Raw genomic sequence first — 18,549 nt, forward strand, 5'->3', positions numbered from 1 at the left:
TCTCTTGCTAGCTAAAGCATTTGACGAAGCAGGAATCCCAGCAGGCGTCTTTAACACTATCACTGGACGTGGTTCTGAGATCGGGGACTACATCATTGAACACAAGGAAGTGAATTTCATTAACTTTACAGGTTCAACACCGATTGGGGAGCGTATCGGTCGTTTAGCCGGTATGCGCCCAATTATGCTGGAACTTGGTGGAAAAGATGCTGCAATTGTTTTAGAAGATGCAGATTTAGAAAATGCAGCTAAGCAAATCGTAGGTGGAGCCTTTAGCTACTCTGGTCAGCGTTGTACTGCTATCAAGCGTGTTTTGGTTGTAGAAAGCGTAGCTGATAAATTGGCTGAATTGCTCCAAACTGAAGTTGCTAAGCTAACAGTCGGTGATCCATTTGACAATGCAGATATCACACCAGTTATTGATAATGCTTCAGCTGATTTCATCTGGGGATTGATTGAAGACGCTCAGGAAAAAGGAGCCAAAGCGCTCAGCACGATCAAACGTGAGAATAATCTCATTTGGCCAGGACTTTTTGATTATGTCACAAGAGATATGAAATTAGCCTGGGAAGAACCATTTGGACCTGTTCTCCCAATTATTCGAGTTGCAGATGCCAATGAAGCGCTAGAAATTGCTAATGAATCAGAGTTCGGTCTTCAATCTTCAGTCTTTACAAATGACTTTAAGAAGGCGTTTGAAATTGCTGAAAAACTTGAAGTGGGAACCGTTCATATTAATAATAAAACACAACGTGGACCAGATAATTTCCCATTCCTTGGTGTAAAAGGTTCTGGTGCAGGAGTACAAGGAATTAAATATAGTATCGAAGCGATGACAAATGTAAAATCCATTGTTTTTGATGTGAGATAATTTATAAAATCAGGAAAACAACTTCCTGGTTTTGTTTTTTTCAAAAAAATACAGTAGAAAATTGATAAAAAACGAATATTCTGGTATTATAATAAAAAAATATATGGAAATTGTTTCGTATTCTATTTTCTGGATATCTTTTTTAAAATGCTAGGTAATTTTTTGAAGGCTTTCATAAAAAAATATGATTTCCTTCGTAAATTACTTGAAAGTTATCTTAAAAGAGTATATAATAGAATTATAGAAAACGCTTACAAAAGAAAGGGGATTGAATGAATAATCAAGAAGCATTAAGAACCTTTACTACTGGTGAGAACTTTCACCTCCAGCATTATTTAGGAGCGCATAGAGAGGAGAAAAACGGAGAAATAGGCTATACCTTTAGGGTTTGGGCCCCAAATGCACAAGCAGTTCATATAGTTGGTGATTTTACTAATTGGGTTGAGAATCAGATTCCCATGGTTCGAAATGAAGCAGGTGTTTGGGAAGTCTTTACGAGTCAAGCTCAGGAAGGTCAGATTTATAAATATCATATCACACGTGCAAATGGTCATCAGATTATGAAGATCGATCCGTTGGCAGTTTATTTTGAAGCTAGACCGGGTACAGGAGCTGTTTTGACCAATATCCGTGAAAAGAAATGGAAAGATGGCCTTTGGCTAGCACGTCGCAAACGTCTGGGATTTTTCGAGAGACCAGTTAATATATATGAAGCCCATGCAGGGTCTTGGAAGAGAAATCCAGATGGTAGTCCCTATACGTTTTCGCAACTGAAGGACGAGTTGATTCCATACTTAGTTGAGATGAACTATACACATATTGAGTTCATGCCTTTAATGGCTCACCCACTTGGATTGAGCTGGGGCTATCAACTTATGGGTTACTTTGCTTTTGAACATTCCTACGGTAGACCTGAGGAATTCCAAGATTTTGTTGAAGAGTGTCATATAAATAACATTGGTGTTATTGTAGACTGGGTTCCAGGTCATTTCACTATTAATGATGATGCCTTGGCATATTATGACGGCACACCAACTTTTGAATACCAAGACCACAACAGGGCTCATAACTACGGTTGGGGTGCGCTGAATTTTGACCTCGGAAAAAATGAGGTCCAGTCTTTCCTGATTTCCAGTATTAAATTTTGGATTGATTTTTACCACTTAGATGGTATTCGGGTCGATGCAGTGAGCAATATGCTGTATCTAGATTATGATAATGCTCCTTGGACTCCAAACAAAGACGGTGGAAACCTTAACTATGAAGGTTATTATTTCCTTCAACGGTTGAACACAGTGATTAAATTAGCTCATCCAGACATCATGATGATTGCAGAAGAAAGTTCATCAGCGACAAAGATTACTGGTATGAAAGAAATGGGTGGCCTTGGATTTGACTATAAATGGAATATGGGCTGGATGAACGACATTCTCCGTTTCTACGAGGAAGATCCGATTTATCGTAAGTATGACTTTAATCTTGTGACTTTCAGCTTTATGTATGTTTTCAATGAAAACTATCTCCTACCTTTCTCACACGATGAAGTGGTTCATGGCAAAAAGAGTATGATGCACAAGATGTGGGGGGATCGCTACAATCAGTTCGCAGGCTTACGTAATCTATACACTTACCAAATTTGTCATCCAGGTAAGAAACTCTTGTTCATGGGTAGTGAGTACGGGCAATTCCTAGAGTGGAAGTCTGAGGAGCAGTTGGAATGGTCTAATCTAGAAGATCCGATGAATGCCAAGATGAAGCATTTTACTTCTCAACTCAATCAATTCTATAAAGACCATCGCTGTCTGTGGGAAATTGATACCAGCTATGATGGCATTGAAATTATCGATGCAGATAATCGAGACCAGAGTGTCCTTTCCTTTATCCGAAAAGGGAAAAAGGGCGAGATGTTGGTGTGTATCTTTAATATGGCACCGGTTGAACGTAAGGACTTTACCATTGGTGTACCTATTACCGGTGTCTATGAAGAAGCCTGGAATACTGAGTTAGAAGAGTGGGGAGGCGTTTGGAAAGAACATAATCAGACTGTTCAAACGCAAGAAGGGTTATGGAAAGATTATGAGCATACCTTGACTTTTACCCTACCGGCTATGGGAGCAAGTGTATGGAAAATCAAGCGCCGCTTGAAACCTACTAAAATCGTCAAAAGTAAAAACCAAAAAGGAGTAGAAAATGAAGAATGAAATGCTAGCTTTGATCCTTGCGGGTGGGCAAGGAACACGTCTCGGAAAACTCACTCAAAGCATTGCCAAACCAGCAGTGCAATTCGGTGGGCGCTACCGTATCATTGACTTTGCTCTTTCCAACTGTGCAAACTCTGGAATCCATAATGTTGGTGTGATTACGCAGTACCAACCTCTCGCTTTGAACAACCATATAGGAAATGGTTCTAGCTGGGGATTGGATGGTATTAGTTCAGGCGTCTCTATTTTACAACCTTATTCAGCTAGCGAAGGAAACCGTTGGTTTGAAGGAACTAGTCACGCTATCTACCAAAACATTGACTACATCGACAGTGTTAATCCTGAGTATGTTTTGATTCTTTCTGGCGACCATATCTACAAGATGGACTATGATGATATGCTTCAGTCCCACAAGGATAACAATGCCAGTTTGACGGTAGCAGTTTTAGATGTGCCTCTTAAAGAAGCCAGCCGTTTTGGTATCATGAACACCGATGCCAATAACCGTATCGTTGAATTCGAAGAAAAACCTGCCCAACCTAAGTCCACAAAGGCTTCTATGGGGATTTATATTTTTGATTGGCAACGCCTGAGAAACATGCTCATTGCTGCTGAAATGAGTAGTGTAGACATGTCTGACTTTGGAAAGAATGTTATTCCAAATTATCTTGAATCAGGTGAGAGTGTTTATGCTTATGAGTTTAATGGCTACTGGAAAGATGTCGGTACCATTGAATCTCTCTGGGAAGCTAATATGGAATATATCGACCCTAATAATGCTTTGGATAGTCGCAATCGTCAATGGAAGATTTATTCACGTAATCTCCTCACTCCTCCAAACTTTATAGGAAACAACGCACGAGTTGAAGATTCTCTTGTAGTAGATGGTTGTTTTGTAGATGGAACTGTTAGACATTCGATTCTTTCAACAGGAGCTCAAGTCAGAGAAGGTGCTATTGTTGAGAATTCTGTGATTATGAGTGGTGCTGTGATTGCCCAAGGAGCTGTTATTAAACGGGCTATTATCGGAGAAGGAGCAGTCATTTCTGAAGGTGTCGAAATTGATGGAACAGATGAAGTACAAGTAGTAGGATACAATGAAGTAGTGGGGGTAGCAACAGATGAAGATTGATAAATATTCAGCAATTTTAGGAAATACAGTTGGTTTTCATGATATGTCAACATTGACAGAACATCGTCCAGTAGCTAGTTTGCCTTTTGGTGGGAAATACCGCCTAATCGACTTTCCCCTTTCTAGTCTTGCAAATGCCGGAGTTCGTAGTATTTTTGGTATTTTCCAACAAGACAATATAAGTTCAGTTTTTGATCATATCCGTTCAGGACGTGAGTGGGGCTTGTCAACTCTTCTTAGTCACTACTATCTAGGAATTTACAATACCCGTGTGGAAAGTAGTACAGTTGGAAAAGAATATTACCAACAACTCTTAACTTATCTAAAACGTTCTGGATCTAATCAGACTGTCTCTCTAAACTGTGATGTATTGATTAATATTGATTTAAATCAAGTTTTCCATCTTCACAACACGACGGATCGTCCCATTACCGTTGTCTACAAGAAACTTCCAAAAGAAAGTATTTCTGAAGTCAATGCTATCTTAGAAATCGACGAAACAGACCATGTTCGTTCTCATAAACTCTTTGACAGCAAGTCTACAGATGAAGTCTACAATATGTCTACAGATATCTTTGTCGTTGATACACCTTGGTTGATTGAACGCTTGGAAAAAGAAGCTAAGAAAGAACATCCAGAGAAATTGCGTTATGTTTTACGTGATTTGGCGGTCAAAGAAGGAGCTTTTGCGTATGAATACACAGGCTATCTAGCAAATATTCATTCTGTTGAGTCCTACTATCAAGCAAACAGAGACATGCTAGACTCTCATAAATTCTACTCTCTCTTTAGTCCGAATCAAAAAATTTACACTAAAGTCAAAAATGAAGAACCAACTTACTATGCTATTGGCTCTAAAGTTAAGAATTCTCAATTTGCTTCGGGTAGTATTATTGAAGGTACCGTGGATAATTCTGTCTTATCTAGAAATATCTATATTCACAAAAATAGCTTAGTTAAAGATAGTATCCTCTTTCCTCGGGCAGTCATTCATGAAAATGCGACTGTTGAATATGCTATTTTGGATAAAGGTGTTGAGGTTGAAGAGGGAGTAACAATTCGTGGAACCTTAGAGCATCCTATCGTGATTAAAAAAGGTGCTAAAGTAACAGAGGACATTTATTCATGAAAATTTTATTTGTAGCGGCAGAAGGAGCACCCTTTTCAAAAACAGGTGGTTTGGGCGATGTCATTGGCGCACTTCCCAAATCACTTGTAAAAGCGGGGCACGAAGTTGCAGTTTTCTTGCCTTATTATGATATGGTAGAAGCTAAGTTCGGAGAGCAGGTTGAGGATGTTCTTAACTTTGAAGTTAGTGTAGGATGGCGTAGACAGTACTGTGGTATTAAGAAAACGGTCTTGAATGGCGTTACTTTCTACTTCATTGATAATCAGTATTATTTCTTCCGTGGTCATGTGTACGGTGATTTTGACGATGGTGAACGCTTTGCTTTTTTCCAACTGGCTGCTCTTGAAGCCATGGAACGCATCGGCTTTATTCCTGACCTTCTCCATGTTCATGACTACCACACAGCCATGATTCCCTTCTTGTTGAAGGAAAAATACCGTTGGATTCAAGCCTATGAGGGCATTAAAACTGTTTTAACCATTCATAATTTGGAATTCCAAGGACAATTTTCAGAAGGAATGTTGGGTGATTTGTTTGGAGTTGGCTTTGAACGCTATGCTGATGGTACCCTTCGTTGGAATGATTGTCTCAACTGGATGAAGGCGGGAATCCTTTATGCAGATCGTGTTTCAACAGTATCTCCTAGCTATGCGCATGAGATTATGACCAGTCAGTTTGGTTGTGGTTTGGATCAGATTCTTCGCATGGAGTCAGGCAAGGTCTCTGGTATCGTGAACGGGATTGATGCTGACCTTTATAATCCTCAGACGGATGCTCTTTTAGACTATCATTTTGATAAGGAAGATTTGTCTGGAAAAGCGCAAAACAAAGCAAAATTGCAAGAGAGAGTTGGCTTGCCAGTTAGAGCTGACGTTCCACTGGTGGGAATTGTTTCTCGTTTGACACGTCAAAAAGGTTTTGATGTCGTTGTAGAGAGCCTGCATCGTTTCTTACAAGAGGACGTTCAAATAGTCCTTTTAGGAACAGGTGACCCGGCTTTTGAACAATCCTTCTCTTGGTTTGCGCAAGTCTATCCTGACAAGCTATCAGCAAATATCACTTTTGACATCAAACTTGCTCAAGAAATCTACGCAGCTTGTGATCTCTTCCTCATGCCAAGTCGTTTTGAACCATGTGGCTTGTCTCAAATGATGGCGATGCGCTATGGAACTCTACCATTGGTTCATGAGGTTGGTGGTTTGCGTGATACGGTTCAATCCTTCAATCCAATCGAAGGAACTGGCACTGGATTTAGCTTTGACAATTTAACACCATACTGGCTTAACTGGAGTTTCCAAACAGCCTTGGATGTTTATAAGTATCAGCCGGACGTTTGGAGAAATCTACAAAAACAAGCTATGGAATGTGATTTCTCATGGGATACAGCCTGTAAATCTTACCTGGACTTGTACCATAGTTTAGTCAACTAATAGATAAAATCGTATGATTCTTTCATACGATTTTTGGGCTGTTTAGAAATGAGGAGAAGTGATGACTCAAGTAAAGGGACTTTGTGTTATGGATGTTGATGGCACCCTGATAGCAGAGGAAGTGATTGATCTTTTAGGAAGAGAAGCAGGTTGTGAAGAAGAAATATCGCAGATTACAAGCCAGGCAATGCGAGGTGAACTGGACTTTGAAACAAGCTTGCGAGCGAGAGTGGCTTTGTTAAAAGGTCTTCCGATTTCTGTCTTTGATACTGTCTTCAAATCCATCCATCTGTCCAAGAATGCTCAAGAATTTATCTCCATACTTCAAAAGAAGGGTATTCTAGTCGGTCTAGTGTCTGGTGGCTTTACACCAATAGTTGAAAGGTTAGCAAAATCCCTTGGTATCTCCTATTTCTCCGCCAACCAGTTGGAAGTCAAAGACGGTTTTTTAACAGGAAAATTAGTTGGTAAAATTGTGACGGGTCAAGTAAAACAAGGAACTCTTGAGAAATGGAGAAAAGACCTAAAACTTTCCAAAGAAAGAACGATTGCTATCGGTGATGGTGCCAATGACCTCTTGATGTTAAAGACAGCAGGATGTAGTATTGCATTTTGCGCCAAAGAAGTCGTAAAATCCGAGATAGCTTGTCATGTAGATACGAGGGATTTTTTGGAAGTTCTACCTTTGATTGATTTCTTAGAATGAGAGGGAACTATGAAAATTGTAATTGCACCCGATTCTTTTAAAGAAAGTCTGACGGCAGAAGAGGTCGCTCAAGCTATGAAAAGAGGATTCCAAAAATCGATAGCAGATGTAGAATGTCTGCTTTGCCCTGTAGGTGATGGTGGGGAAGGAACTGTAGACGCTATCCGACATTCTCTTGAACTAGAAGAAAAATGGTTCCAAGTGACAGGACCTTTTGGCCTAAAAGAATCAATGCGCTACTTTCAAAAAGGCCAAATAGCGCTCTTTGAAGTTGCTGACTTGGTTGGTTTAGGAAAGATTCCGCAGGAGAAACGAAATCCCCTCCACATCCAAACTCAAGGTATTGGAGAGTTGATTCGCCATCTCATTGATCAAGGGATGAAAGAAATCTATATCGGAGTTGGTGGTACGGCTAGTAATGACGGTGGAATAGGCATTGCTGCTGCTTTAGGTTATCGTTTTTATGATAAGAATGGAAAAGAATTGCCAGCTTGCGGTCAAACTTTGCTTGAATTCGAGTTAGTTTCAAATAGCAAGTTGTATAAGATTCCTGAAGATGCAAAAATTCGCATTTTAGCAGATGTCGTGAGCCCTTTATGTGGTCATCAAGGAGCGACCTATACATTTGGAAAACAAAAGGGCTTGGATCCTGCTTTGTTTGAGACAGTAGATTTGGCTATACAGCGGTTCTATGAAAAATTTTCACCAGCAACCCTCTCTCTCAATGGAGTAGGAGCTGGGGGTGGGATTGCGGCTGGGCTCTGTGCCTTTGCTGAGGCCAGTATCGTATCTGGGATTGATACTTGCTTGGATTTGATTGGCTTTGACAGGAAGGTTGCAGGGGCCGACTTGGTTATCGTTGGTGAAGGTAGACTGGACAGTCAAAGCTTTGCTGGAAAAGCTCCAATCGGTGTAGCAAAAAGAACCCCTAACGGAGTTCCTGTTATTGCTATTTGTGGAAGTCTTGCTGAGGATTTGCCTCCCCTACCATTCGAAAATATACAAGCCGTCTTTTCTATTTTAGAGAAAAGTGAACCTTTGGAAGATAGTTTGAAAAATGCAAGTCTCTATTTGGAGCACACAGCTACTAATATTGGCCGTTTATTAAACATGAGAAATCATTAACCAAACCATTTCTTCCAGATAGATGTTTTGGCAGGTTCTTCCTTTTTAACTTCCCAAAGTTTTGGAAAAGCAAGTCGAAGATTCTTTTCTTCTACTTGTACTGGTGCATTGGTATGGATAATCAGTCCAAAAGGAGAAGAAGTGTGTTCTTCAGATACTATGGTAGCTTGACTATTGGTTTCTTTTGCTTCTTTCAAGTAGAAAACTTGCTTGTCAAATTCGATAGTTGGAGAAATCTTCACAAATAGTGGCTCTGCTTTTTCTTGAAGGTTTTCTAAAATAGACAAAAAGCCTTTTTCTAACTGAGGGCTATTTGCTGTATCAATATCTGCATACCCAAGAACTCTTTCCTCAAATGTACCAAGGTAGCGTCTTTGTTCATCTGGGTTTAATTTTGCTCCACCATGAGCTTTTTCTAGTAGTTGTTTTGATAAATCTGTCATAAAAACAGTATATCACAAAACCCGTAAGAAAACAGACAAAAGAAAGCGATTACTTTATAAAGTTAAGGAAAATTTGCACAAAGATAACGTTTTTTCTTGAAAAACGCTTATTTTTAAGGTATCATAGAGGTGTAAAAAATTTAACTCAAAGGAGAGTAAAAAATGTCAATTATTACTGATGTTTACGCTCGCGAAGTCCTAGACTCACGCGGTAACCCAACACTTGAAGTAGAAGTTTATACTGAATCAGGTGCTTTCGGACGTGGTATGGTTCCATCAGGAGCTTCTACTGGTGAACACGAAGCAGTTGAACTTCGCGACGGTGACAAATCTCGTTACGGTGGTCTTGGTACACAAAAAGCTGTTGACAACGTAAACAACATCATCGCTGAAGCTATCATCGGCTACGATGTACGTGACCAACAAGCTATCGACCGTGCTATGATTGCACTTGACGGTACTCCTAATAAAGGTAAATTGGGTGCAAACGCAATCCTTGGTGTGTCTATCGCTGTAGCTCGTGCTGCTGCTGACTACCTTGAAATCCCACTTTACAGCTACCTTGGTGGATTCAACACTAAAGTTCTTCCAACTCCAATGATGAACATCATCAACGGTGGTTCTCACTCTGACGCTCCAATCGCTTTCCAAGAATTCATGATTGTACCTGCTGGTGCACCTACATTCAAAGAAGCTCTTCGTTGGGGTGCTGAAATCTTCCACGCTCTTAAGAAAATCCTTAAATCTCGTGGTCTTGAAACAGCCGTAGGTGACGAAGGTGGATTCGCTCCTCGTTTCGAAGGAACTGAAGACGGTGTTGAAACTATCCTTGCTGCTATCGAAGCTGCTGGTTATGTTCCAGGTAAAGATGTCTTTATCGGATTTGACTGTGCATCATCAGAATTCTATGATGAAGAACGTAAAGTTTACGACTACACTAAATTTGAGGGTGAAGGCGCTGCTGTACGTACTGCTGCAGAACAAATCGACTACCTTGAAGAATTGGTAAACAAATACCCAATCATCACTATCGAAGATGGTATGGATGAAAACGACTGGGACGGTTGGAAAGCTCTTACTGAACGTCTTGGTGGTAAAGTTCAATTGGTTGGTGACGACTTCTTCGTAACAAACACTTCTTACCTTGAAAAAGGTATTGCAGAAGGCGCTGCTAACTCAATCCTTATCAAAGTTAACCAAATCGGTACTCTTACTGAAACATTCGATGCTATCGAAATGGCGAAAGAAGCTGGTTACACTGCAGTTGTATCACACCGTTCAGGTGAAACTGAAGATTCAACAATTGCTGACATCGCAGTTGCAACAAACGCAGGACAAATCAAGACTGGTTCACTTTCACGTACAGACCGTATCGCTAAATACAACCAATTGCTTCGCATCGAAGACCAACTTGGTGAAGTAGCAGAATACCGTGGATTGAAATCATTCTACAACTTGAAAAAATAAAATAGTTCAGTGAACTATTTTATCCCGAACCTTAAAATTTAAAAGTTCGGCCGTTGATTTAACAACGTTTTAAGCCCCTCGGATTTTTTCCGAAGGGCTTTTTTCTGTTCAGGGGGCAAAAAATAGAAAATAGTTTATGGTATAATAGATAAAAACACTTGTATTAGAAAGAAACTATGTCTAAAGAAATTGATATTGAGCATTACCACCAGCTAGCTTTGCAAAAGCAGAAGGAGCACCGCAAAGTGTTAGCTAATCTAAAGAAAAAACCTCCTAAAAACTTAGATAAGATTGCACAGCAGATCCACCAAGAAGTCTTTGCTGAGATTGATTGTACTGCCTGCGCTAACTGTTGCAAGACTTTGGGACCAGACTTTAAAGAGGCAGACATCGCCCGTATTGCTAAGTACTTTAAGATGAAATTACCGGCTTTTGAAGCGGAATTTCTGCAGGTGGATGAAGATGGGGACAAGGTTTTTAAATCCATGCCCTGCCCCTTTCTAGGAGGAGACAATCTCTGCTCAATCTATGACGTTCGACCAAAGGCTTGTCGTGAATTTCCCCATACAGATCGGAAAAAGATCCATCAAATCAACCATTTGACGATTAAGAATACCTTGACCTGCCCTGCAGCCTATCTCTTTGTCGAGAAATTAAAGGATAAGTTATAGAGGATTTAGCCTCTAAAAATGGTATCCGGCTAGTCAAGAATATCATTCCGGCTAATACTCACCATGCATGAAACTATGTTTAAAGACTTTTTCCAGAAATATGTTAAGTGTCTCAGACTCTCTGATCTATTTCGAAGATGATAAGGTCGTCCCCAGACTATCAAATGGAACTATGGATACCAGTGATTAAGAACTAGAACATTTTCTGACAATTTATAAAGATGCAAAACCAACTCTGTAGAAGATACCTTTTACAGAGTTTTTCTTTGTTTGGATTTGGAATTTTTAAGAATAACAATAAATCTGATTTTACTTTAATTTAAGTATAAGGAATTTTTAAGCGTTATCTTGTATACTTATCCAATCATCAAAGAAAGAGGTGTAAATATGAACTATCTAGTTATCCCAGCTTACGAACCTGACTACAATCTTATTAAATTGGTTGAAAAGATTCACAATAAGAGCGATTTTTACATCATTGTCATTGATGATGGAAGTTCGACAGAATGCCAAGACATTTTTGCTCGAGCTGAGGATTTTGCGACGGTCCTTCGCCACCAGGTCAATCAAGGAAAAGGGCAAGCTCTGAAAACAGCCTTTGAGTACATTCAGTCTCTCAATAAACCTGGGACTGTGGTTACAGCGGACGCAGATGGCCAGCACAGGATCTGGGACATTTTCCGAAATATGACAAAATCAAATGAAAATCCTAATACACTTGTCCTTGGTGTTCGTGCCTTTACTGGCAAGGTTCCCTTGCGTAGTCGTTTTGGAAACAGCTTGACTCGTATCTTGTTTAAACTGCAAACAGGTGTCGCTGTATCCGACACCCAGACAGGATTACGTGCCTTTTCAACGGATATGATTCCTTTTATGCTTAAGATAGAAGGACAACGGTATGAATACGAGATGAACATGCTCCTCGAAGCCAGTCAAGCCTACCCAATCTTAGAAGTTCCGATTGAGACGGTCTATATCAACGACAATGAGGCTTCTCACTTCCGACCTATTCGAGATGGTTTGATGATTTATAAAAATATTTTAAAGTTTGCACTCTCGTCTTTTAGTAGTTTTATCGTAGATTATGTGGTCTACGCTCTCTCTATTCTATGCTTGAGCTTTATTCCGACTGGTTTGCGTGTTCTTCTCTCAAATGGTTTGGCACGTGTGACTAGCTCCATCTTTAACTTTTCTACCAACAAAAAATTGGTTTTTAAGAATAAGGCGAGCAGTTTTAAAACAGGATCAGGCTATTTTGGATTAGCAGTTGGTCTCTTTATCTTAGACACCATCCTGATTCGTCTCTTTAATTCAGGTCTTGGGGTCAATTTGCTAATCGCGAAGATTCTTGTCGGAATCATGCTCTTTATCCTCTCTTGGACCATTCAAACTCGCTATATTTTCAAAGAAAGGACCTGTAGCCCATTATGAAAGTTTTAAAGAAACCCTATCTATACGCCTCGGTCTTGGGCTTGCTCCTGACAAGCTCCTTTACCTATTCGATGTTGAAGACCTTTGTACTCGCTGAAACGATTTCCACTGTATCTAATACTAGATCAACATCTAACACCGCAGCAGCAAGTCAGGCAGCAAAAAATGCTCAAGTGACAGATACCAGCTATTCAGATGGAAATATCAGTGTCACCCTCACTGAAAGGACTGTGAATGAAACGCAGGTCTATGTAGCAGATGTAACCCTCAGTTCATCGGACTATCTCAAAACAGCTCTAGCTCAAAACTCCTATGGAACCAATGTCACAGCTAAAACCTCTGTAACGGCTGCTGAAAACAATGCTATTCTAGCTGTCAACGGTGACTACTATGGAGCTAATAGCTCTGGTTATGTTATCCGTAATGGAGTTGTCTATCGGGACAGTGTCCGTGAAGACGCTAGTAACGGTGACCTTGCTATTTACAAGGACGGCTCCTTTAAAATCATCTACGAGGACCAAGTTTCAGCCGATCAGTTGGTTCAGGACGGTGTCGTCAATCTACTGGCATTTGGTCCGTCTCTAGTTGAGAATGGAGAAATATCTGTTGATACCAATACAGAAGTCGGTCAGGCCATGTCATCGAATCCTCGTACAGCTATCGGGATTATCGATGAAAATCACTACATCATCATCGTTTCGGATGGTCGTACCTCTGAAAGCAAAGGCTTATCGCTTTACCAGATGGCAGAAGTGATGAAATCTTACGGAGTGAAGACAGCCTATAACCTTGATGGTGGTGGATCCTCAACTCTCTACTTTAACGGTCAGGTAATCAATAAACCGACCACAGGTGGAAGCAAGATATCAGAAAGGGCGGTGAGTGATATTGTCTACATCGGTTACTAAAATCAAAAACAAATGCCTCAAAAAGACACTCGTAAGTTATAGTCTTCTCACTATTTTCTTCTTTGCATTTAGCCGTATCTATGAGTCCTTTAGTTTTGGGGAGACCTCGCTTCATATGCACTATCTCTTTGCAGTCCCTCTAGTAGGGGGCATCGTTCTAGCATTATTGTTGAAAATCATGCCAAACTTAGGACGAATCAGCCTGAACTTGTGGAACTCGGCAGTTGCAGTCCTAACAGCTGGAATGCTCTTTCGAGGAATTGTCAATCTATCAGGTCGTTCAACGACCTTAGATCAACCCTACTGGTACGTCGGCCTAGCCTTTGCTATTTTGGCTATCGCCTCGCTTTTCTTTCATAAGAAAAACAGTGAAGAATTAGCTTAAAAATTGAAAACTGGTTGTTGAGAGAAACAGCCAGTTTTCTTATGGTATAATGAAGTAAGAAAATAGCTTATTCTACTTGAAAATGAAGGGAGAACGCCTATGCCTAGACCAAAAACAAAAGAGGAGCTAGTGTTAGCCTCTAAGGAAAACTATGAAAAACTCAATCACTTTATCTCTAAATTAAGTGAAGAGGAGCTACAGACTCCTTTTGATTTTTCAAAAGACCAAAAGAAAAAGAAGCCCACTGGAATAGAGATAAAAATCTGCGGGATGTCCTGATCCATCTCTATGAATGGCATCAGTTACTTTTGACCTGGGTACATTCCAATCAAAAGGGTCTTGAAAGACCTTTTCTTCCTGAGCCTTATAATTGGAGAACTTATGGGGAAATGAATGTCGCTTTTTGGAAGAAGCACCAGAGAACGTCCTTAGAAGAAGCGACTAGGCTACTAGAGCAATCGCATAAGGAGGTTTTAGAGTTGTTGGAAGACTTTAGCAATGACCAACTCTTTACCAAAGGTATCTATAAATGGACGGGAGGGACAAGTTTAGGTTCCTATTTTGTCAGTAGCACCTCCAGCCACTATGACTGGGCTCTGAAAAAACTCAAAGCTCATCAGAAGAATTGTAAATGCCACTAGTTAAAGTGCGTATGAAGTTCTTCTAAGCTTCGAATAGCTTAGTTCTCGTGATTTTAGAACTATTCTAGCTTTAGAATCCTTCTAAAATTAAAATTTAAAGCTGTCATAGACTTAGAATAGGTATAAAACATTAATATCAGTGTAATTCCAAACTTAGAATCACACTGATATTAATGAAATTGAGATATTCGATAGTTAGGATTGTTCTATTGTTAACAATGTATTTCAACTTTATCTAATGTAGAAGAAGGAAATATCATGAAACGCTTCTGACTTGTTGGAAAGAGAATGTGGACCCAAAATGGATTTCCTTTGCATATTGGGAGTAGGTAGATGAGTAATCTAGAATCAATGCGTAAAGCGCATATCATCGTGTGGAGTGCTATCATTAAGGGCGCTGTTAATTAGCAGTACTGAGTATTTCTTGCTTATTTTTTAGCGTTTCTCTATTCGATAGTATCGCTACCTCTATATTCAGTGAAGAATAAAATAGTATCCATTTGTCTGGCTATAAACTCAATTCTGTTAATTAGTTTCCCGATTTTAATCAATAAATATTTCCCAGGAAACGTTTCTACTTATATCGTATTAATAAGTACTTTTATCCTGGAGTTCTTAATCTTTAATATAATTGGTAAAGATTTTGATACTAGATTAGCTAGCGAGTATAGGAAAATCAGTCAGTTTAAAAGTAAGATATCTCAATCTCCTTGGATAAAATATTTAGAGATTTCTAGTTTTATATTAACTATATTTCCATTTATTCTTCATACTACAGTTGATAATCATGTACTGACTCTTATCTTTTTGATAAAAATTTGTGTAGATACTACGATAAAGGTTCTATTAAACAGAATCTTTAAGACAAGTAAGGTAATGAAAAGGAGGATATTTTCTCTTTTCGCAGTAGATTGGATGGTCTATATATTTTTAGGTTATGTTTTAGTGATACAAAAAGACGGATATCTGTTTTCAATTCTACTAATTTTTTCTAATTTTTCACTTCCCTTTATCAGAGAAAAAGAGTATGCATTATTTAAAAGCGATAAAGATGGTTGAATCTTAGTTCTCTTTGAAATCAAATCAGGTAGAGAAAGGATATCTTTTCTAGGAGAGTTTCAAAATGAAGATTGGTTGCTCTTTATTTCTACTAATAGTTTATTTTTGTATAATGTGATATACTATTATATAACTAATTTCTAACAAAGGATAAATTAATGTATTCATATAAAAACGAAATTAATAACTTAAACGAGTATATAAACTACATTTTTACTTTGAAAAATTCAGAAAATTGCGAGTTGTGGTATCGTGGCCATAGAAACAGTGAGTGGAAATTGAGACCAACTTTGTTTAGAGAAGCTGTAAAAAAACAATATAATGATGGAATGGTTCATCCGATAGAATATATCAATTATATTGATTTTGTTCCTGAAATTGAAAACTTTCGAGATAAAATAAAGGGAAAAATAGGAAAAACCAAATTAAATCTCTTTCACTACACGTTTATCGGTCAACATTATGGATTAAAAACCCCAATTCTAGATTGGTCTACAGATCCATTAGTAGCGTTATTTTTTGCATTGTATGAATTTAATATTGCTGAAGATACTTTTCCGCTTGTTTATGTTTTAAGACCTTCAATATTAAATAAAAACTCTGCAATAGTATATACTGAGGGTGACGAGGAAATTGAAGAACCGTTCAATATTGATAATATCAATGATGAACAATTCAAAGAGTGGTTCAAGAACTTAAATAATACTCCCTTTAGTATGGTACCATTTGCAGTAAAAAGCGAAATCGATTTACGTTCTCATAGAATTTCTCGACAATCTGGTGTCTTTACTTTGCATGAAGCTAGATTTGATAGTAGTGTAAATTGGATATCAAAGGAAGATAATGATGGTACAAAAATCGGATTTGCAATTAAAATCAATCCAAACTCAGTTGGATTGATTATCAACCAATTAGAAGCATTAAATATAACTTATGAAACTATCTATGGAAAAGAAGTGACAAAGATTCAAGAATATGCGAATGAGGTCTTGAAGAAAAGTGAACGGATTTTGTGACTTGCCCCCCTTTTTAAACCTTTGCACCCCCTAGAAAGGAAATCTAACAAATTGTCCTACAAATTTTTACTCTTCGACCTCGACCACACCTTACTTGATTTTGATGCTGCTGAGGATGTGGCTTTGACGCAACTTCTGAAAGAAGAAGGAGTTACGGACATTCAAGCCTATAAAGACTATTACGTTCCTATGAACAAGGCTCTCTGGAAGGACTTGGAGCAAAAGAAAATCAGTAAACAAGAACTGGTTAACACGCGCTTTTCTCGTCTATTTGCGCATTTTGAACTGGAGAAAGACGGTATGTTACTTGCCCAGCGTTACCAATTTTATCTCGCCCAGCAGGGACAAACTCTTTCAGGTGCTCATGAACTTTTGGACAGCCTTATCGAGCGTGATTATGAGCTGTATGCTGCGACAAATGGCATTACTGTCATTCAGACAGGTCGTTTGGCTCAATCTGGTCTGGCACCTTATTTCAATCAAGTTTTTATCTCTGAACAGTTGCAAACACAAAAGCCTGATGCACTTTTTTACGAAAAAATCGGTCAGCAGATTGTTGGATTTAGCAAAGAAAAGACGCTGATGATTGGAGATTCCTTAACGGCTGATATTCAAGGTGGCAATAATGCAGGGATTGACACTATCTGGTATAATCCTCATCGCCTCGAAAATCATACACAAGCCCAGCCGACCTATGAAGTTCATTCTTACCAAGACTTGCTGGATTGTTTGGATAAACTGTAAAAAGTGGTTTAGATAGCCACTTTTTGCTATAATAGAGGCAGTAAAAACGAAGGAGTTGGCTATGGAACACTCGTCTTGGCATGCTTTGATTAAGGAGCAATTACCTGAAGGTTATTTCGGAAAAATCAATCAATTTATGGAACTGGTCTATGCTCAGGGAACTGTTTATCCACCTAAGGAGAAGGTTTTTCAGGCTCTCTTGAAAACTCCGCTTGAAGAAGTTAAGGTGGTGATTTTAGGGCAGGATCCTTATCACGGGCCAGGTCAAGCGCAGGGTTTGAGTTTTTCTGTACCCGATGCTATCCCAGCTCCGCCGTCCTTGCAAAATATCTTGAAAGAATTGTCAGATGATATCGGGGTTAAGAAATCACATGATTTGACGGCTTGGGCTGAGCAAGGAGTCTTACTTCTCAATGCTTGTTTGACCGTTCCTGCTGGGCAGGCAAATGGTCATGCTGGGCAGATATGGGAGCCTTTTACTGATGCTGTGATTCAGGTGGTCAATAATCTAGATAGACCAGTAGTCTTTGTACTCTGGGGCGCTTATGCACGCAAGAAGAAGGTCTTGGTTACCAATCCTCATCACTTAATTATCGAATCAGCCCATCCTAGTCCTTTATCTGTTTATAGAGGATTTTGGGGTTCCAAGCCTTTTTCCAAGGCCAATGCATTCTTAGAAGAGACAGGACAAGAGCCAATCGATTGGCTTAGATAAGGAGAGAATATGCCTCAGTTAGCGACGATTTGCTACATTGATAACGGAAAAGAACTACTCATGCTCCATCGAAATAAAAAGCCCAATGATGTCCACGAAGGCAAATGGATTGGCGTAGGGGGTAAGCTAGAGCGAGGTGAGACACCTCAAGAATGCGCTGCGCGTGAAATCCTCGAAGAAACAGGGCTTAAAGCCAAGCCGGTTCTAAAAGGTGTTATCACTTTTCCAGAATTCACACCAGATTTAGACTGGTACACCTATGTTTTTAAGGTGACAGAGTTTGAGGGTGACTTGATTGACTGCAATGAGGGGACGCTGGAATGGGTTCCCTATGATGAAGTTTTGAGCAAGCCAACTTGGGAGGGTGACCACACCTTTGTTGAGTGGCTTTTAGAGGACAAACCCTTCTTTTCAGCCAAGTTTGTTTATGATGGGGATAAATTGTTGGATACCCAAGTTGATTTCTATGAATAAA

The 18,549-nt window shown here is 39.3% G+C and carries 17 protein-coding genes and 2 pseudogenes; 18 read left to right on the top strand and 1 reads right to left on the bottom strand.

What is annotated here, in order from left to right; translation table 11 throughout:
• From SORDD15_RS02430 to SORDD15_RS02460, 7 genes are all read left to right on the top strand, one after another.
• Window positions 1-871, top strand: an 871-nt coding sequence (locus SORDD15_RS02430; protein WP_155718777.1) for an aldehyde dehydrogenase family protein, incomplete at its 5' end; no start/stop codon positions are given.
• 272 nt (window positions 872-1,143) lie between these two features.
• Complete coding sequence (gene glgB, locus SORDD15_RS02435) at window positions 1,144-3,072, top strand: 1,4-alpha-glucan branching protein GlgB (protein WP_061414014.1); 1,929 nt, start codon at window positions 1,144-1,146, stop codon at window positions 3,070-3,072.
• On the top strand, window positions 3,062-4,204 hold the full coding sequence (locus SORDD15_RS02440; protein ID WP_061414016.1) for a glucose-1-phosphate adenylyltransferase: 1,143 nt from the start codon (window positions 3,062-3,064) through the stop codon (window positions 4,202-4,204). The genes glgB and SORDD15_RS02440 overlap by 11 nt, the downstream gene beginning before the upstream one ends.
• Window positions 4,194-5,333: a glucose-1-phosphate adenylyltransferase subunit GlgD gene (glgD, locus tag SORDD15_RS02445; RefSeq protein WP_061414017.1), complete on the top strand. Its 1,140-nt coding sequence runs from the start codon at window positions 4,194-4,196 to the stop codon at window positions 5,331-5,333. Before SORDD15_RS02440 ends, glgD begins: the two co-directional genes overlap by 11 nt.
• Complete coding sequence (gene glgA / locus SORDD15_RS02450) at window positions 5,330-6,763, top strand: glycogen synthase GlgA (RefSeq protein ID WP_061414019.1); 1,434 nt, start codon at window positions 5,330-5,332, stop codon at window positions 6,761-6,763. Before glgD ends, glgA begins: the two co-directional genes overlap by 4 nt.
• A 61-nt stretch (window positions 6,764-6,824) precedes the next feature.
• Window positions 6,825-7,469, top strand: a complete 645-nt coding sequence (gene serB, locus SORDD15_RS02455; RefSeq protein WP_061414022.1) for a phosphoserine phosphatase SerB — start codon at window positions 6,825-6,827, stop codon at window positions 7,467-7,469.
• 9 nt (window positions 7,470-7,478) lie between these two features.
• Entirely contained in the window at window positions 7,479-8,594 is a 1,116-nt protein-coding gene (locus tag SORDD15_RS02460) for a glycerate kinase (RefSeq protein WP_061414024.1), read from the top strand.
• Here SORDD15_RS02460 and SORDD15_RS02465 read toward each other — a convergent pair.
• The gene (locus SORDD15_RS02465) at window positions 8,591-9,037 is read right to left on the bottom strand and encodes a DUF1694 domain-containing protein (protein WP_061414026.1); all 447 of its coding nucleotides are present in this window, start codon (window positions 9,035-9,037) and stop codon (window positions 8,591-8,593) included. The two genes, SORDD15_RS02460 and SORDD15_RS02465, sit on opposite strands and share 4 nt — an antisense overlap.
• 162 nt (window positions 9,038-9,199) lie before the next feature.
• On the opposite strand from SORDD15_RS02465, the gene eno reads away from it, so the two are divergent.
• From eno to SORDD15_RS02520, 11 genes and pseudogenes are all read left to right on the top strand, one after another.
• Window positions 9,200-10,504 (top strand): surface-displayed alpha-enolase, encoded by a 1,305-nt coding sequence (gene eno / locus SORDD15_RS02470; protein WP_000022823.1) that lies wholly within the window; start codon window positions 9,200-9,202, stop codon window positions 10,502-10,504.
• Window positions 10,505-10,680: 176 nt separating this feature from the next.
• The gene (locus tag SORDD15_RS02475; RefSeq protein ID WP_061414027.1) at window positions 10,681-11,175 is read left to right on the top strand and encodes a YkgJ family cysteine cluster protein; all 495 of its coding nucleotides are present in this window, start codon (window positions 10,681-10,683) and stop codon (window positions 11,173-11,175) included.
• Window positions 11,176-11,562: 387 nt separating this feature from the next.
• Window positions 11,563-12,606, top strand: coding sequence for a bifunctional glycosyltransferase family 2/GtrA family protein (locus tag SORDD15_RS02480; RefSeq protein ID WP_061414029.1), 1,044 nt, complete (start codon window positions 11,563-11,565; stop codon window positions 12,604-12,606).
• A complete protein-coding gene (locus SORDD15_RS02485) occupies window positions 12,603-13,514 on the top strand; it encodes a phosphodiester glycosidase family protein (protein WP_061414031.1) in 912 nt (303 codons plus the stop codon). The genes SORDD15_RS02480 and SORDD15_RS02485 overlap by 4 nt, the downstream gene beginning before the upstream one ends.
• Entirely contained in the window at window positions 13,489-13,899 is a 411-nt protein-coding gene (locus tag SORDD15_RS02490; protein WP_061414033.1) for a hypothetical protein, read from the top strand. Before SORDD15_RS02485 ends, SORDD15_RS02490 begins: the two co-directional genes overlap by 26 nt.
• Before the next feature lie 99 nt (window positions 13,900-13,998).
• Window positions 13,999-14,540: pseudogene (locus tag SORDD15_RS09910) on the top strand (ClbS/DfsB family four-helix bundle protein).
• Between the two features lie 333 nt (window positions 14,541-14,873).
• Window positions 14,874-15,599 (top strand): annotated as a pseudogene (locus SORDD15_RS10245) (hypothetical protein).
• A 158-nt stretch (window positions 15,600-15,757) separates the two neighbouring features.
• Complete coding sequence (locus SORDD15_RS02505) at window positions 15,758-16,615, top strand: FRG domain-containing protein (RefSeq protein ID WP_061414039.1); 858 nt, start codon at window positions 15,758-15,760, stop codon at window positions 16,613-16,615.
• Between the two features lie 51 nt (window positions 16,616-16,666).
• Window positions 16,667-17,359, top strand: a complete 693-nt coding sequence (locus SORDD15_RS02510) for a pyrimidine 5'-nucleotidase PynA (RefSeq protein ID WP_061414041.1) — start codon at window positions 16,667-16,669, stop codon at window positions 17,357-17,359.
• A 61-nt stretch (window positions 17,360-17,420) separates the two neighbouring features.
• Window positions 17,421-18,074: a uracil-DNA glycosylase gene (locus SORDD15_RS02515; protein ID WP_061414043.1), complete on the top strand. Its 654-nt coding sequence runs from the start codon at window positions 17,421-17,423 to the stop codon at window positions 18,072-18,074.
• Window positions 18,075-18,083: 9 nt separating this feature from the next.
• On the top strand, window positions 18,084-18,548 hold the full coding sequence (locus SORDD15_RS02520) for an NUDIX hydrolase (protein WP_001135768.1): 465 nt from the start codon (window positions 18,084-18,086) through the stop codon (window positions 18,546-18,548).
• Window position 18,549 lies beyond the last annotated feature (1 nt).

The organism is Streptococcus oralis (assembly GCF_001578935.1).
GTDB lineage: Bacteria > Bacillota > Bacilli > Lactobacillales > Streptococcaceae > Streptococcus > Streptococcus oralis_R.

What these genes read in the sequence shown, in the direction of transcription:
- glgB (WP_061414014.1), top strand. Translation starts at nt 1,144, where the DNA reads ATGAATAATCAAGAAGCATTAAGAACCTTTACTACTGGTGAGAACTTT.
- SORDD15_RS02440 (WP_061414016.1), top strand. Translation starts at nt 3,062, where the DNA reads ATGAAGAATGAAATGCTAGCTTTGATCCTTGCGGGTGGGCAAGGAACA.
- glgD (WP_061414017.1), top strand. Translation starts at nt 4,194, where the DNA reads ATGAAGATTGATAAATATTCAGCAATTTTAGGAAATACAGTTGGTTTT.
- glgA (WP_061414019.1), top strand. Translation starts at nt 5,330, where the DNA reads ATGAAAATTTTATTTGTAGCGGCAGAAGGAGCACCCTTTTCAAAAACA.
- serB (WP_061414022.1), top strand. Translation starts at nt 6,825, where the DNA reads ATGACTCAAGTAAAGGGACTTTGTGTTATGGATGTTGATGGCACCCTG.
- SORDD15_RS02460 (WP_061414024.1), top strand. Translation starts at nt 7,479, where the DNA reads ATGAAAATTGTAATTGCACCCGATTCTTTTAAAGAAAGTCTGACGGCA.
- SORDD15_RS02465 (WP_061414026.1), bottom strand. Translation starts at nt 9,037, where the DNA reads ATGACAGATTTATCAAAACAACTACTAGAAAAAGCTCATGGTGGAGCA.
- eno (WP_000022823.1), top strand. Translation starts at nt 9,200, where the DNA reads ATGTCAATTATTACTGATGTTTACGCTCGCGAAGTCCTAGACTCACGC.
- SORDD15_RS02475 (WP_061414027.1), top strand. Translation starts at nt 10,681, where the DNA reads ATGTCTAAAGAAATTGATATTGAGCATTACCACCAGCTAGCTTTGCAA.
- SORDD15_RS02480 (WP_061414029.1), top strand. Translation starts at nt 11,563, where the DNA reads ATGAACTATCTAGTTATCCCAGCTTACGAACCTGACTACAATCTTATT.
- SORDD15_RS02485 (WP_061414031.1), top strand. Translation starts at nt 12,603, where the DNA reads ATGAAAGTTTTAAAGAAACCCTATCTATACGCCTCGGTCTTGGGCTTG.
- SORDD15_RS02505 (WP_061414039.1), top strand. Translation starts at nt 15,758, where the DNA reads ATGTATTCATATAAAAACGAAATTAATAACTTAAACGAGTATATAAAC.
- SORDD15_RS02515 (WP_061414043.1), top strand. Translation starts at nt 17,421, where the DNA reads ATGGAACACTCGTCTTGGCATGCTTTGATTAAGGAGCAATTACCTGAA.
- SORDD15_RS02520 (WP_001135768.1), top strand. Translation starts at nt 18,084, where the DNA reads ATGCCTCAGTTAGCGACGATTTGCTACATTGATAACGGAAAAGAACTA.